Origin of the sequence: Flavobacterium sp. (assembly GCF_021151785.1) — a bacterium.
Classification (GTDB): Bacteria; Bacteroidota; Bacteroidia; order Flavobacteriales; family Flavobacteriaceae; genus Flavobacterium.
In genome coordinates this window covers 1-13,686 of record NZ_JAGKWP010000070.1, presented here as the reverse complement: position 1 = coordinate 13,686, position 13,686 = coordinate 1, and the positions used below count along the sequence as shown (strand labels likewise).

The window sequence follows — 13,686 nt, the reverse complement described above, 5'->3', positions numbered from 1 at the left end:
AAATTTAAGATTAGGTTTGTGTGTATCAGAAACTATTTCAACAACTTCAAATTTTTATTACAAGAATCCTATAACTATTTTAGGGCAAGAAATTAAATACTTTCCTGTGGGATCAATTATGTCACCTGTTGGCACTGTGATTCATGGTCCTAATAGTTTGGATGTTGGTAAGAGATTAAAATTAAAAATTCATTATACAGAACCTAATTAATTTATAAGTAATATGTGTGGAATTGTAGGCTATATAGGTCATAGAGAGGCTTATTCAATAATAATCAAAGGATTAAAGAGGCTAGAGTACAGAGGATATGATAGTGCAGGTGTAGTTTTGTACGATGGGTCAGATTTAAAATTGTCTAAAACAAAAGGTAAGGTTTCTGATTTAGAAGCTCGTGTAGCAGAAGAAATCTCTACTAATGGAAATATAGGAATGGGGCATACTCGTTGGGCTACACATGGTGTTCCTAATGATGTTAATTCACACCCTCATTTGTCTAATTCTGGAAATTTAGTTATTGTTCATAATGGAATTATTGAAAATTATGAGCCTTTAAAAAAGGAGTTGATAAATAGAGGCTATACCTTTAAATCAGATACTGATACAGAAGTTCTAGTAAATCTTATTGAAGATGTTCAGAAAAAAGAAAATTTGAAATTAGGTAAAGCAGTTCAAGTTGCACTTAATCAAGTGGTGGGTGCTTATGCAATTGTAGTTTTTGATAAAAACAAGCCTGATGAGTTGGTAGCTGCAAGATTAGGTTCTCCATTAGCTATTGGTATAGGCGAAGGAGAGTATTTTATTGCATCAGACGCATCCCCATTTATAGAATATACTTCTAATGCTATTTATTTAGAAGACGAAGAAATGGCTATTATTCGTTTGAATAAATCATTGAAAGTTAGAAAAATTAAAGATGATTCAATTGTAGATCCTTACATTCAAGAGTTGCAAATGAATTTGGAGCAAATTGAAAAAGGTGGTTACGAGCATTTCATGTTAAAAGAAATTTATGAGCAACCAAATGTAATTAAGGATACATATAGAGGGCGATTACTTGCTAATAAAGGGATTATTCAAATGTCTGGAATTGAGGACAACTTGGAAAAATTCTTAAATGCAAAACGCATTTTAATAGTAGCATGCGGGACTTCATGGCATGCTGGATTAGTAGCTGAATACATTATTGAAGAATTTGCAAGAATTCCTGTTGAGGTTGAATATGCTTCAGAGTTTAGATACAGAAACCCAATTATCAATAAAGATGATATAGTAATTGCTATTTCACAATCAGGAGAAACAGCTGATACTTTAGCTGCAATTAAGTTAGCGAAAGAAAATGGAGCTTTTGTTTTTGGAGTGTGTAATGTAGTGGGTTCTTCAATTTCAAGAGAAACTCATGCTGGAGCATATACACATGCAGGTCCAGAAATTGGTGTAGCTTCAACTAAGGCCTTTACTACTCAAATTACTATATTGACTTTGTTAGCATTGCGATTAGCAAAAGCCAAAGGTTCAATGAATCAGACTGATTATCAAAGATATTTGTTAGAATTAGAAATGATTCCTGAAAAAGTAAAAGAAGCGTTGTTAACAAATGAGGTATCAAAGCAAATTGCGTCTATTTATAAAGATGCTCCAAATTGTTTGTATTTAGGTAGAGGGTATAATTTTCCAGTAGCTTTAGAAGGTGCTTTAAAGTTAAAAGAGATATCTTATATTCATGCAGAAGGTTATCCAGCAGCTGAAATGAAACATGGACCAATTGCATTGATTGACGAGCAAATGCCTGTAATTGTGATTGCGCCTAATAAAGGACATTATGATAAAGTGGTAAGTAATATACAAGAGATAAAATCTAGAAGCGGTAAAATCATTGCTGTAGTTACAAAAGGAGATACACAAGTAAAAGAATTAGCAGATCATGTGATTGAAATTCCTGAGACTTCTGAGGCATTAACACCATTGTTAACAACCATTCCTTTGCAATTGCTTTCTTATCACATTGCGGTATTGAGAGGGTGTAATGTGGATCAACCTAGGAATTTAGCGAAATCGGTTACAGTTGAATAAATATTTAAAAAAGCGAAATTTTTTAGTTTCGCTTTTTTATTTTGAAAAAAATAAAAATTAATTGCAAATATGTTTCTAAAAAAACTATCTTTGCACCCGAAAAAATATATCATTTTTTCATATCTAAATAGCTATTAAATAAATACATAAGCAATGTCTAAAGTTACAGGAAAAGTTGCACAGATTATTGGACCAGTAGTAGATGTGGTATTTAACACTGCAAATGCTGAGTTGCCAAAAATTTATGATTCATTAGAAATTACTAAAAAAGACGGTACTAAATTAGTATTAGAAGTACAATCTCACATTGGTGAAGATACAGTTCGTACAATCTCTATGGACTCTACTGACGGTTTGTCAAGAGGAACTGAAGCGGTTGCTACAGGAGCTGCAATTCAAATGCCAATTGGACAAGATGTGTTTGGTCGTTTATTTAACGTAATTGGTGATGCAATTGACGGTTTAGGTGATTTACCTAAAGAAGGTTCAAATGGTTTACCAATTCACAGACCAGCTCCTAAATTTGAAGACTTATCAACTTCTACTGAAGTTTTATTTACAGGTATTAAAGTAATCGACTTAATTGAGCCTTATGCAAAAGGTGGTAAAATTGGTTTATTTGGTGGTGCTGGTGTAGGTAAAACAGTATTGATTCAGGAGTTGATTAATAATATTGCTAAAGGTCACGGTGGTTTATCAGTATTTGCTGGTGTAGGTGAAAGAACTCGTGAAGGAAATGACCTTTTAAGAGAGATGTTAGAATCTGGAATTATTAAATATGGTGATGATTTCATGCACTCTATGGAAAATGGAGGTTGGGATTTATCTAAAGTAGATAAAGCTGGTATGAAAGACTCAAAAGCTACGTTCGTTTTCGGACAGATGAATGAGCCACCTGGTGCTCGTGCTCGTGTTGCTTTATCAGGTTTAACAATTGCTGAATATTTCCGTGATGGAGCAGGAGATGGACAAGGAAAAGATGTACTTTTCTTCGTAGATAACATCTTCCGTTTTACACAAGCAGGTTCTGAGGTGTCTGCGTTATTAGGGCGTATGCCATCTGCTGTAGGTTACCAACCTACTTTAGCAACAGAGATGGGTGCGATGCAAGAGCGTATTACTTCAACTAAAAAAGGTTCAATTACTTCAGTACAAGCAGTATATGTACCTGCGGATGACTTAACTGACCCGGCTCCTGCAACTACGTTTGCCCACTTAGATGCAACAACTGTATTGTCTCGTAAAATTGCTGAGTTAGGTATTTATCCAGCGGTAGATCCATTAGATTCTACTTCTCGTATCTTAACTCCTGAAATTTTAGGTGACGAGCACTATAACTGTGCACAAAGAGTGAAAGAAATTTTACAACGTTACAAACAATTACAAGATATCATTGCTATCTTAGGTATGGAAGAGTTATCTGAAGAAGATAAATTAGTAGTAGCACGTGCTCGTAAAGTACAACGTTTCCTATCTCAACCGTTCCACGTAGCAGAACAGTTTACAGGTATTCCAGGTGTATTAGTAGATATTAAAGATACAATCAAAGGGTTTAATATGATTATGGATGGTGAATTAGATCACTTACCAGAAGCAGCATTCAACTTAAAAGGAAGTATCCAAGATGCTATCGAAGCTGGAGAGAAAATGTTAGCTGAAGCAAAATAATTTAGTTTTCAGTGTTCAGTTTTAAACTTTTCACTTTTTACTAATCACTAATTACTAAATAAAATGATTTTAGAAATTGTATCACCAGAAGCAACATTATTCAAAGGAGAAGTTATTTCTGTAGCTGTTCCAGGAATTAACGGTGAATTCCAAATGTTGAATAATCACGCGCCTATTGTTTCATTATTAACAAAAGGTAATGTGAAAATTAATGCTTCGTCTTTTAAAATTGAGAAAGAAAACCTTTCTAAATTTACAAAAGTAAACGAGCAAACATATTGGTTGCCAATTAATTCTGGTACAATCGAAATGAATAATAATAAGGTAATTGTCTTAGCTGACTAATCTTTATTTATAAATATTACTAAATCCCGTTGATTTTTTCTTCGGGATTTTTTTATTTTTACGATATGAATTTTCCAAAATCACTTTCCGAAAAATTAAAATTACGTGAAGAAACACATGCTTTACGAAAATTACCAATTGATACAAATGGTATTGATTTTTCTTCCAATGATTATTTAGGTTTTGCAAAATCAGCATCTATTTTTAATCAAACGCATACTTTTTTAATTGAAAATAATTTAAAAATTAATGGTGCAACAGGTTCTCGATTAATTTCAGGAAATCATTCATTATATACAATCACTGAAGATTTTATTGCTCAATTTCATGAATCGGAAGCGGCTTTACTTTTTAATTCGGGTTATGACGCCAATATTGGTTTCTTTAGTGCAGTTCCTCAACGTAATGATATTGTTTTGTATGATGAATTATGTCATGCTTCTATTCGTGATGGAATTCAAATGGGAACAGCTAAATCATACAAATTTCAGCATAATGATTATGAAGATTTAGAAGAGAAACTTAAAAAATATAGTGCTTTCCAAACAGCTGCTTTTTCCATTTATGTTGTTACAGAATCTGTTTTTTCAATGGATGGTGATAGTCCAAATTTTGAGGTGATTTTGAATTTATGTCAACAATATGAAGCTTATTTAGTTGTTGATGAAGCTCATGCTTTAGGTGTTTTTGGTGAAAAGGGTGAAGGATTACTTCAATTTCAAAATGGGCAGGATAAAGTTTTTGCTCGAATCATGACTTTTGGAAAAGGATTAGGCTGTCATGGTGCGGTAATTTTGGGAAGTTCAGAACTGAAGTCTTATTTGATTAATTTTGCTAGAAGTTTTATTTATACCACAGGCTTATCTCCTCATGCTGTTGCAACCATTTTAATGGCTTATAAAGAATTAAAGCATTCGCATCAAATACAATTGTTGAAAGAAAATGTAACTTATTTTAATCAGCAAAAACAATTATTTGGGTTAAAACCTCTTTTTATTTACAGTAAATCGGCCATACATTCTGCCATTATTCCTGGAAATGAAAAAGTTAAAGATGTTGCGTTACATATCCAAAATAAAGGTTTTGAAGTGAAACCAATTTTGTCGCCTACGGTGCCAGAAGGTCAAGAACGCTTGCGGATTTGTATTCATTCTTATAATACACAAGAACAAATTAGCCAATTGTTAACGGTTTTAACCGAAGCCCTATTAAATTAAAAAACCGTTTCCTAAGAAACGGTTTTTTATTTGGGGAATAAAGGGATTATTTTTTTAGATCGAATCGGTCTAAGTTCATTACTTTCGTCCAAGCCGCTATAAAATCTGAAATAAATTTATTTTTGGCATCAGCGCTAGCATATACTTCTGCCAATGCTCTTAATTCTGAGTTTGAACCAAAAATTAAGTCAGCACGAGTAGCAGTCCATTTAATTTGATTGGTTTTACTGTCTCTTCCTTCAAACACTTCGTTCGACTCATCTTTCGCTTTCCAAACAGTGCCCATATCTAATAATTTTACAAAGAAATCATTGGTTAATTGGTCTTTCTTATCTGAAAAAATACCGTTTTTAGAGTTGTCATAATTAGCATTTAAAGCACGCATTCCACCTATTAAAACGGTCATTTCTGGTGCAGTTAAAGTTAATAATTGTGCTTTGTCTACTAATAATGCTTCAGTAGGAATGGTGTATTTAGTTTTTAAATAATTTCTAAAGCCATCGGCTTGTGGTTCTAATACCGCAAATGAAGCAACATCAGTTTGTGCTTGTGTAGCATCCATTCTTCCTGGGCTAAAAGGTACTTCTACTTTTTGACCAGCATTTTTAGCGGCTTGTTCTACACCTACATTTCCAGCCAATACAATTAAATCAGCCAATGAAATTTTAATATCGTTTGATTTGTCATTGAACTCTTTTTGAATTTTTTCTAATACAGTTAAGACTTTATTTAATTGTTTTGGATTATTCACCTCCCAATTTCTTTGTGGTTCTAAACGTATTCTTGCACCATTAGCACCTCCTCTTCTGTCAGTTCCTCTGTATGTTGAAGCGGAAGCCCAAGCAGTTGAAATCATTTCGCTTACTGTTAAACCAGAATTTAATATACTCGATTTTAATTTTTCAATTTCTTTTTTTCCGACTAATTTGTGATTAACAGCTGGAATAGGGTCTTGCCAAATTAAATCTTCTTTTGGTGCTTCAGGTCCTAAATAGGTAGATTTTGGACCCATATCTCTGTGTGTTAATTTAAACCAAGCTCTAGCAAATGCATCATTGAACGCCGCTGGGTTTTCCATAAATTTTCTAGAAATTTTTTCATATACCGGATCAAATCGTAATGATAAATCGGTAGTTAACATAGTCGGTTTATGTCTTTTGTTTTGATCAAAAGCATCCGGAATTACTAAGTCGTTTGTTTTAGCAGTCCATTGATGTGCACCAGCGGGACTTTTAGTTAATTCCCAATCGTATTTAAATAATATTCTAAAAAAATCTTGATTCCATTGATCCGGAGTTGATGTCCAAGTTACTTCTAAACCAGAGGTAATAGCATCTTGACCTTTCCCCGATTTGTAACTGCTTTTCCAACCTAAACCTTGTTCTTCGATGCCTGCTGCTTCTGGATCTGGACCAACTAGTTTGGCATCGCCAGCACCATGGGCTTTACCTAAAGTATGTCCGCCTGCGATCAAAGCTACTGTTTCTTCATCATTCATACCCATTCGACCAAATGTTTCTCTAATGTCTTTTGCAGCTAATAGTGGATCTGGATTGCCATTCGGACCTTCTGGATTTACATAAATTAATCCCATTTGAACCGCAGCAAGTGGATTTTCTAATTTACGATCGGCAGTGTATCTTTTATCGTCTAACCATTTTGTTTCGGATCCCCAATAAACATGAGATTCAGGTTCCCAAACATCTTCACGACCACCCGCAAATCCAAAAGTTTTAAATCCGGCTTTTTCCAAAGCTACATTTCCAGTTAAAATCATCAAATCCGCCCATGAAATTTTATTGCCGTATTTTTGTTTAATTGGCCATAATAATCTTCGAGCTTTGTCTAAATTTCCATTGTCTGGCCAACTATTTAATGGTGCAAATCGTTGTTGTCCAGCTCTTGATCCACCTCGACCATCACCCGTTCTGTAGGTTCCAGCACTGTGCCATGCCATTCGAATAAATAATCCTGAATAGCTACCAAAATCTGCTGGCCACCAATCTTGTGATTGTGTCATTAAATCGGTCAAATCTTTTTTCAAAGCATTGTAATCTAAAGATTGAAAAGCTTTTGAATAATCAAAATTCGGATCTGGATTGGATAAATTTGAATTCTTTCTAAGTAAACTTAAATCCAATTGATTAGGCCACCATTCTTTATTTTTATCTGTTTGGCTACCTATTCCAGAGGGATTGAAAGTGTTATTTGTATTGGTACTCATGTTCTGGTAATTGTCATGAGGGCCACCCATTTTTCCGTCTTTGCCAACGGTATACGTTTTTCCTGTTACCGGACAAGTTACTGTTTCTTGTGCCATAGTTACTGTCGTTAAAATTAAACTTGTAAGTAGAATTGCTTTTTTCATAATAATAGCGTTTTTATTATTTACAAAGTTCACGGTTTTATGAATCGATTTTTATTAGCTGAGCATGTTTGTTTTTATTTTTATATAGATAAAATCAATAATTAACCTAAGTACGTGATAGTTTTTGATTATTGAATATATTGAATTTAATTTCTCTTTTATACCTAATTTTATATCAATTTTATGTTTTAAATAAATCCCATGTCTAAATTTCATAAAATAGCGGTTTATCAATATGTTGCCGAGGCGATGTTGTTTAAAGGAAAGCTCGAATCGGAGGGTATTGAAGTTTTTCTTCAAGATGAAAATACAATTAATACAGATCCACTTTTAAGTAATGCTATTGGTGGTGTTAAGCTATTGGTTCTAAAAGAAGATGTTATGCAAGCTAAGCAAATATTGAATTCTATTCCTGAATATTCGGTAGATGAACACGGCGATTTGTTAAAATGTCCAAAATGTGGTGCTGCAACAATAGAATATTTAACGACAGTATCCGATTTTAAATCTTTATTTAGTTTTGTTTTTGGTTTATTGCTAAATATTTTCCCTTTTTACACGAAGCACAAGTATCGATGTGAGCACTGTAAATTTGAATTTTAAGTTTTAATATAAGATATCTAAGTTCACGTATTAAAAATTCATAATTGTTCACGAACTTTGTAGTTTTAAAATAAAGCTATGAAATTATTTATTACAGGAATAGGAACCGATGTAGGTAAAACAGTGGCATCAGCTATTGTTGTTGAAGCTTTAGAAGCGGATTATTGGAAACCCATTCAATCGGGTGATTTAGATAATTCGGATACAGATAAAGTCAAAGCTCGCGTATCTAATACAAAATCAATATTTCATCCGAATGCTTATGCTTTACAAACGCCCGCAAGTCCGCATTATTCAGCAGCAATTGAAGGTGTTACGATTGATTTAAATGCAATTAAAGAGCCAAAAACAAAAAATCATTTAGTAATTGAAGGTGCAGGTGGCGTTTTTGTTCCTTTAAACGAAACGGATACCATAATTGATTTAATTCAGCCTGATTATAAAGTTATCGTTGTTTCACGACATTATTTAGGAAGTATCAACCATACTTTATTAACGATTGAAGCTTTAAAGTCAAGGAATATTTCTATAGCTGGTATTATTTTTTCTGGAGATGAAAATCAAGCAACAGAGCATATTATTTTATCAAAATCCTCACTTCCTATGTTAGGTAGAATTGAAAATGAACCTTATTTTGATGAAAATGTGGTTAAATATTATGCGGAGAAGTTTAAAGATGCACTTTCTAACCTATAATTGTCTATAATTTCGATTTACGCTTGGTCTTTTATACCTTTGTGCTTAATTCCCAATCTATTCTTGAAATGACACTTTCTGAAAAAGACGCCTTATATAATTGGCATCCTTATAATCAACATCAACTTTTTTCTCATTTTCCTGCAATAGTAAGAGGAAAGAATGAGTTTTTATGGGATGAAAATAATAAACAATATGTAGATGCAATTGCTTCATGGTGGGTTAATCCATTTGGGCATTCAAACAAAATTATTGCGAATGCTATTTATGAACAATTAACTACGTTAGAGCATGTTTTGTTTGGTGGTTTTACGCATAATAAGGCAGTAGAATTAGCAGAAAAACTAGTTCAAATTTTACCTTCGAATCAGAAGAAATTTTTCTATTCAGATAATGGTTCAACAGCAATTGAAGTTGCTATCAAAGCATCTTTACAATATCATTTTAATAAAGGAATTAAAAAAGATACAATTATTGCTTTTGAAGACGCGTTTCACGGAGATACTTTTGGCGCCATGGCTGTCAGTGGAATTGGTTTATTTACAGAAGCATTTAAAGATTCTTTATTAAATGTTGTTCGAATACCTGTTCCAATCCAAGGAAAAGAGGAAGAAAGTAAACAGGCATTAGCGAATGCAATTTTGAATCATAATGTGGCTGCTTTTGTTTTTGAACCGCTTGTTCTTGGAGCTGCAGGAATGGTTATGTATGAAGCTACTATTTTAGATGAATTAATGACCATATGTAAGCAAAATAGCGTTTTTACAATAGCAGATGAAGTAATGACTGGTTTCGGTAAAACGGGAACTTTATTTGCTTCTCATCAGTTGAGTATTAAACCAGATATGATGTGTTTATCAAAAGCATTAACAGGAGGTACAATTCCTATGGCTATAACTTCGTTTACTCAAGATATTTATGATGGTTTTGTGAGTTCAAATATTAATCATGCTTTATTTCATGGTCATACTTTTACAGCCAATCCAACGGGTTGTGCAGCAGCATTAGCGAGTATTACACTACATGAAACAGAAGAAACTAAAAATAATATTTCTAGAATTCATCGTTTACATTTAGATTTTCAACACTATATACAGCGTCACCCTAGGGTAAAAACAACACGAGTAAAAGGAGTAATTTTTGCATTGGAAATAGAAGTTGAAGAGCAACAAACATATTACAGCGATTTTAGAAATAAATTGTATAATTTTTTTATTTCTAAAGGAATTATCTTGCGTCCTGTAGGCAATATTGTTTATGTTTTACCACCTTATTGTATATCAGATGAAAGTTTGAACAAAGTATATCAAGTCATTGAAGATGCTTTAAATGAAATAATATGTTAAAACAACCCATATATATTCATTCTTGTGCTTCAATTTCAGCTTTAGGAACAGATAAAGAAGAAATTTGGAATAGTTATTTAACTAATAATCATTTGTTTACAAAAATGAATATTAGTGAGTTAGTTTGTTTTGTTTCTAAAATAGATCAAGACAAGGAAGTAGAATTGTATAAAATACTAGATTCTGATTCTAAATACAAGCATATAGATCGTTCTGTTTTGTTGGCTTTGTTTGTTAGCAGAAAAGCCATTCAGGAGTCTACTATAAATGATCAATTGATGGGAATTAATTTTGGTTCTTCACGTGGAGCAACAGAATTATTCGAAAAATATTTTGAAGAGTTTCAAAATACACAACAAGTTTCCACTTTTACTTCACCGGCAACAACTCTAGGCAATATTTCAAGTTGGGTTTCTCATGATTTGCAATTACAAGGTCCTGAAATTTCTCATTCTATTACTTGTTCTACGGGTTTACATGCGGTTCTAAATGGTATTGCATGGTTGCAAGCAGGATTTTCTTCTACTTTTTTAGTTGGTGCTAGTGAAGCTCCATTAACACCTTTTACCTTAGCTCAATTAGCTGCTTTAAAAGTATATTCGAAATCCAATGATGAATACCCTAATAAGGCTTTGGATTTTTCAAAGAAATATAATTCAATGGTTTTGGGAGAAGCTGCTGTGGCTCTAATTTTATCAAAACAAGCTGAAAAGGCTTTAGGTAAAATTGTTGGTATTGGATATGCAACCGAAGTTTTGAGTAGCGGAACATCTATTTCAACAGATGCGCTATGTTTTCAAAAATCGATGAAAATGGCCATTGCAGAATTTGAACCATCCTCCATAGATGCTATTATTATGCATGCACCAGGTACTATACAAGGTGATCTTACAGAGTTTCATGCCATACAGTGTCTTTTTGGTGAATCTATTCCATTAGTAACTTCAAACAAGTGGAAAGTAGGACATACCTTTGCTACTTCAGGATTGTTGAGTATTGAATTGGCTTTGTTAATGCTTCAAAAACAAGTGTTCATTTCTTCTCCATTTTATACTCAAAAATTAGACAAACCTTTAAAACGAATATTAGTTAACGCTGTTGGTTTTGGAGGAAATGCTGTAAGCATATTGATTGAAAAAAACCTGTAAGTGTTTTACTTACAGGTTTAAATTTATAGATTAAAATTTAATCCAAAAACAATATTTCTACCCATATTATAGATTCCATCAGTTTTCAAACGAGATAAATGGGGAATATATTCTTTGTTTAAAAGATTAGTTCCAGAAATAAATAGCTTAAAGTTTAACTTTTTCAAAACTACATCTGTTCCAATTCCTGATCCAATTAAAAGATAATCATTCGTCTTTGTTTCAAAAACACTCACCTTGTTTTGAGCTAGGGTATAATTCGCTTGAATATAAAAATAAGCATTCTTAAAAGTTGTATTTAAATTGAAATTGGCTTTAAAATTATTTTTCCAAACGTTAGCAGGAATTAAAGGTAAATTAGCTTCTCCTCTTTGTTGACCCACAACCATTTCGTAACTACTTGTAATGTGCAACCAATCAAAAGGATGGGGGTGTAAATGGATGCCTGCTTCACCTCCAAAAAGAACTGCATTATTTTGTACATAATTAAATACCACATTTCCATCAATTTCATCTCCAGTTGGTTGAATAAAAATGTAATTATTGATATGATTATAAAATCCATTTATAAAGAAATCAAAATGATCTTTGGTATAATCAATATTTAAATCTATTTGAACGTTTTGTTCGTTTTTCAAGTTTATGTTTCCAATTTCATAACGGTTACTTCCTTCATGCACTCCATTAGAGGTTAGTTCAGATAAATTTGGTGCTCTAAATCCAGTGGCAATATTTAAGCGTGTTAACCATTGCTCCGACCATTTTGACTTAAAACCAATAGCACTATTAAAGCTTTTAAATTTTCTATTTACAGTTGGGAAAAAACCTTCTTCTCCTTCTGTCCCAAAAGTTTCTGTTTCTACTTTTCTATGGTCATAACGTATTCCAAATTGGAAAGTATGTTTATTTAAGTTGACTTGTGTAGTAGCAAATATGCCAACATCATTTAAAGTTGCATTTGGAATTAAACGTTCTGCTCCAAAATTACCATTTTTTTGATTTAACCCTTGCACACCTAAAATTGACTCAAATTTCCCAAGAGTTGGTAAATAATAACGTAGATTATAATTAAATGTTTTTAATTTCATATATAGTGCAATCTCTTCAGCACTTTCCAATTCTTTTCTGTTATTAAAAACATAACCAATGGAGGATTCCAATCTTGATTTATTAAAAAAAACCTTTTGGTTTAAACTTAGTATATGATTGTCTATTTTTTGGCTAGGATATAAAGGTGTTCTAAAGTATTTGCTTTCTATGCCTTCTTCAGGTAAGCCTAAATTTAAAACATTGTAATTGTATCTTAAATCGGCGGTGTAACGAGATGTTTCATACGCTGTTCCTAACTTAATATCTTTTTCAATGAACCTTGTATTAACCACCGTTTCTCCATTAGGAGTTTTATAATCGGTATGAGTGGTGTAATTATTTTGTAAAAGAAATTTGAACTTATCTGCAGAAGATTTAACCCCAAAAGAAGTATTAGATCCTTGAGTGTTACTGTGAAAAACTTGATTTAATTCAATGGTTGTTTTTCCGTTTGCGGCATATTTTTCAGGATTAAAATACAAAACACCTCCCATTGCATCAGATCCATATAAAAGTGAAGCCGGACCTTTAATAATTTCTACACTTTCAATTCCGTTTCCATTTAATCCTAATCCATGCTCTTCACCAAATTGTTGATTTTCAAGTCGAATGCCCTGTGCATAAGTCAATACTCTATTTCCACTTAAGCCTCGAATAACAGGTTTTCCAATAGAATTTCCTGTAGATAATTGTGTAACACCAGGATTAGTTGCTAATGCTTCTGAAAGATTAACCACTCCTTGATTTTGCATGTTTTTCAGGATTAAGTGATCTACTTTCATAACATTCTCTTTTTGTGTTTTGTTAAAAACGGTAGATACAATTACTTCATCAATATGATGATTTTGAGAATTTAATATAATTTCAATGATTTTGTTTTCATCTTTTGTGATTATAATGTTTTCGGATCTAATTTCGAATTGGTCTTTTTTGAAAATTAAAGTCCATTTTCCAATAGGTAAGTTTTTGATTTCAAACTGGCCTTTTTCATTAGATTTTGTGTGAATATTAGCGTCAGAAACGGAAATTTCAACATTTGAAATTACGTCATTGTTTTGATTTTTTATGGTTCCAGAAATAGAATTTTGAGCAGAGCCCACAAGTGTATAGCTCATCAGGAAGATGAGAAAAATAT

Annotated in this window: 10 protein-coding genes and 1 pseudogene; 9 read left to right on the top strand and 2 right to left on the bottom strand. The window is 32.6% G+C overall.

Features of this window, described 5'->3' with window-relative positions; translation table 11 throughout:
* The 5 genes and pseudogenes from QZ824_RS08160 to QZ824_RS08140 form a co-directional block, all read left to right on the top strand.
* Positions 1-211: pseudogene (locus tag QZ824_RS08160) on the top strand (DUF4270 domain-containing protein); the annotation flags it as partial.
* A gap of 12 nt (positions 212-223) precedes the next feature.
* Positions 224-2,071, top strand: a complete 1,848-nt coding sequence (glmS, locus tag QZ824_RS08155; protein WP_291275522.1) for a glutamine--fructose-6-phosphate transaminase (isomerizing) — start codon at positions 224-226, stop codon at positions 2,069-2,071.
* A gap of 153 nt (positions 2,072-2,224) precedes the next feature.
* Positions 2,225-3,739 carry a F0F1 ATP synthase subunit beta gene (gene atpD, locus QZ824_RS08150; RefSeq protein ID WP_291275521.1) on the top strand — a complete coding sequence of 505 codons (1,515 nt, stop codon included), beginning with the start codon at positions 2,225-2,227 and terminating at the stop codon, positions 3,737-3,739.
* 63 nt (positions 3,740-3,802) lie between these two features.
* Positions 3,803-4,084: a F0F1 ATP synthase subunit epsilon gene (locus tag QZ824_RS08145; protein ID WP_014389536.1), complete on the top strand. Its 282-nt coding sequence runs from the start codon at positions 3,803-3,805 to the stop codon at positions 4,082-4,084.
* A 65-nt stretch (positions 4,085-4,149) separates the two neighbouring features.
* A complete protein-coding gene (locus tag QZ824_RS08140) occupies positions 4,150-5,301 on the top strand; it encodes a pyridoxal phosphate-dependent aminotransferase family protein (RefSeq protein ID WP_291275520.1) in 1,152 nt (383 codons plus the stop codon).
* A 46-nt stretch (positions 5,302-5,347) separates the two neighbouring features.
* On the opposite strand, the gene katG is transcribed toward QZ824_RS08140, so the two are convergent.
* The gene (gene katG / locus QZ824_RS08135; protein ID WP_291275524.1) at positions 5,348-7,525 is read right to left on the bottom strand and encodes a catalase/peroxidase HPI; all 2,178 of its coding nucleotides are present in this window, start codon (positions 7,523-7,525) and stop codon (positions 5,348-5,350) included.
* 345 nt (positions 7,526-7,870) lie between these two features.
* Between katG and QZ824_RS08130 the strand changes: the two genes are divergently transcribed.
* The 4 genes from QZ824_RS08130 (at position 7,871) to QZ824_RS08115 (ending at position 11,462) form a co-directional block, all read left to right on the top strand.
* Entirely contained in the window at positions 7,871-8,272 is a 402-nt protein-coding gene (locus QZ824_RS08130; protein ID WP_291275519.1) for a DUF2007 domain-containing protein, read from the top strand.
* Between the two features lie 78 nt (positions 8,273-8,350).
* The gene (gene bioD / locus QZ824_RS08125) at positions 8,351-8,968 is read left to right on the top strand and encodes a dethiobiotin synthase (protein WP_291275518.1); all 618 of its coding nucleotides are present in this window, start codon (positions 8,351-8,353) and stop codon (positions 8,966-8,968) included.
* A gap of 68 nt (positions 8,969-9,036) precedes the next feature.
* Complete coding sequence (bioA, locus tag QZ824_RS08120) at positions 9,037-10,314, top strand: adenosylmethionine--8-amino-7-oxononanoate transaminase (protein ID WP_291275517.1); 1,278 nt, start codon at positions 9,037-9,039, stop codon at positions 10,312-10,314.
* Positions 10,308-11,462 (top strand): beta-ketoacyl synthase N-terminal-like domain-containing protein, encoded by a 1,155-nt coding sequence (locus QZ824_RS08115; RefSeq protein WP_291275516.1) that lies wholly within the window; start codon positions 10,308-10,310, stop codon positions 11,460-11,462. The genes bioA and QZ824_RS08115 overlap by 7 nt, the downstream gene beginning before the upstream one ends.
* Before the next feature lie 23 nt (positions 11,463-11,485).
* On the opposite strand, the gene QZ824_RS08110 is transcribed toward QZ824_RS08115, so the two are convergent.
* Positions 11,486-13,684, bottom strand: a complete 2,199-nt coding sequence (locus tag QZ824_RS08110) for a TonB-dependent receptor (RefSeq protein WP_366844378.1) — start codon at positions 13,682-13,684, stop codon at positions 11,486-11,488.
* Positions 13,685-13,686 lie beyond the last annotated feature (2 nt).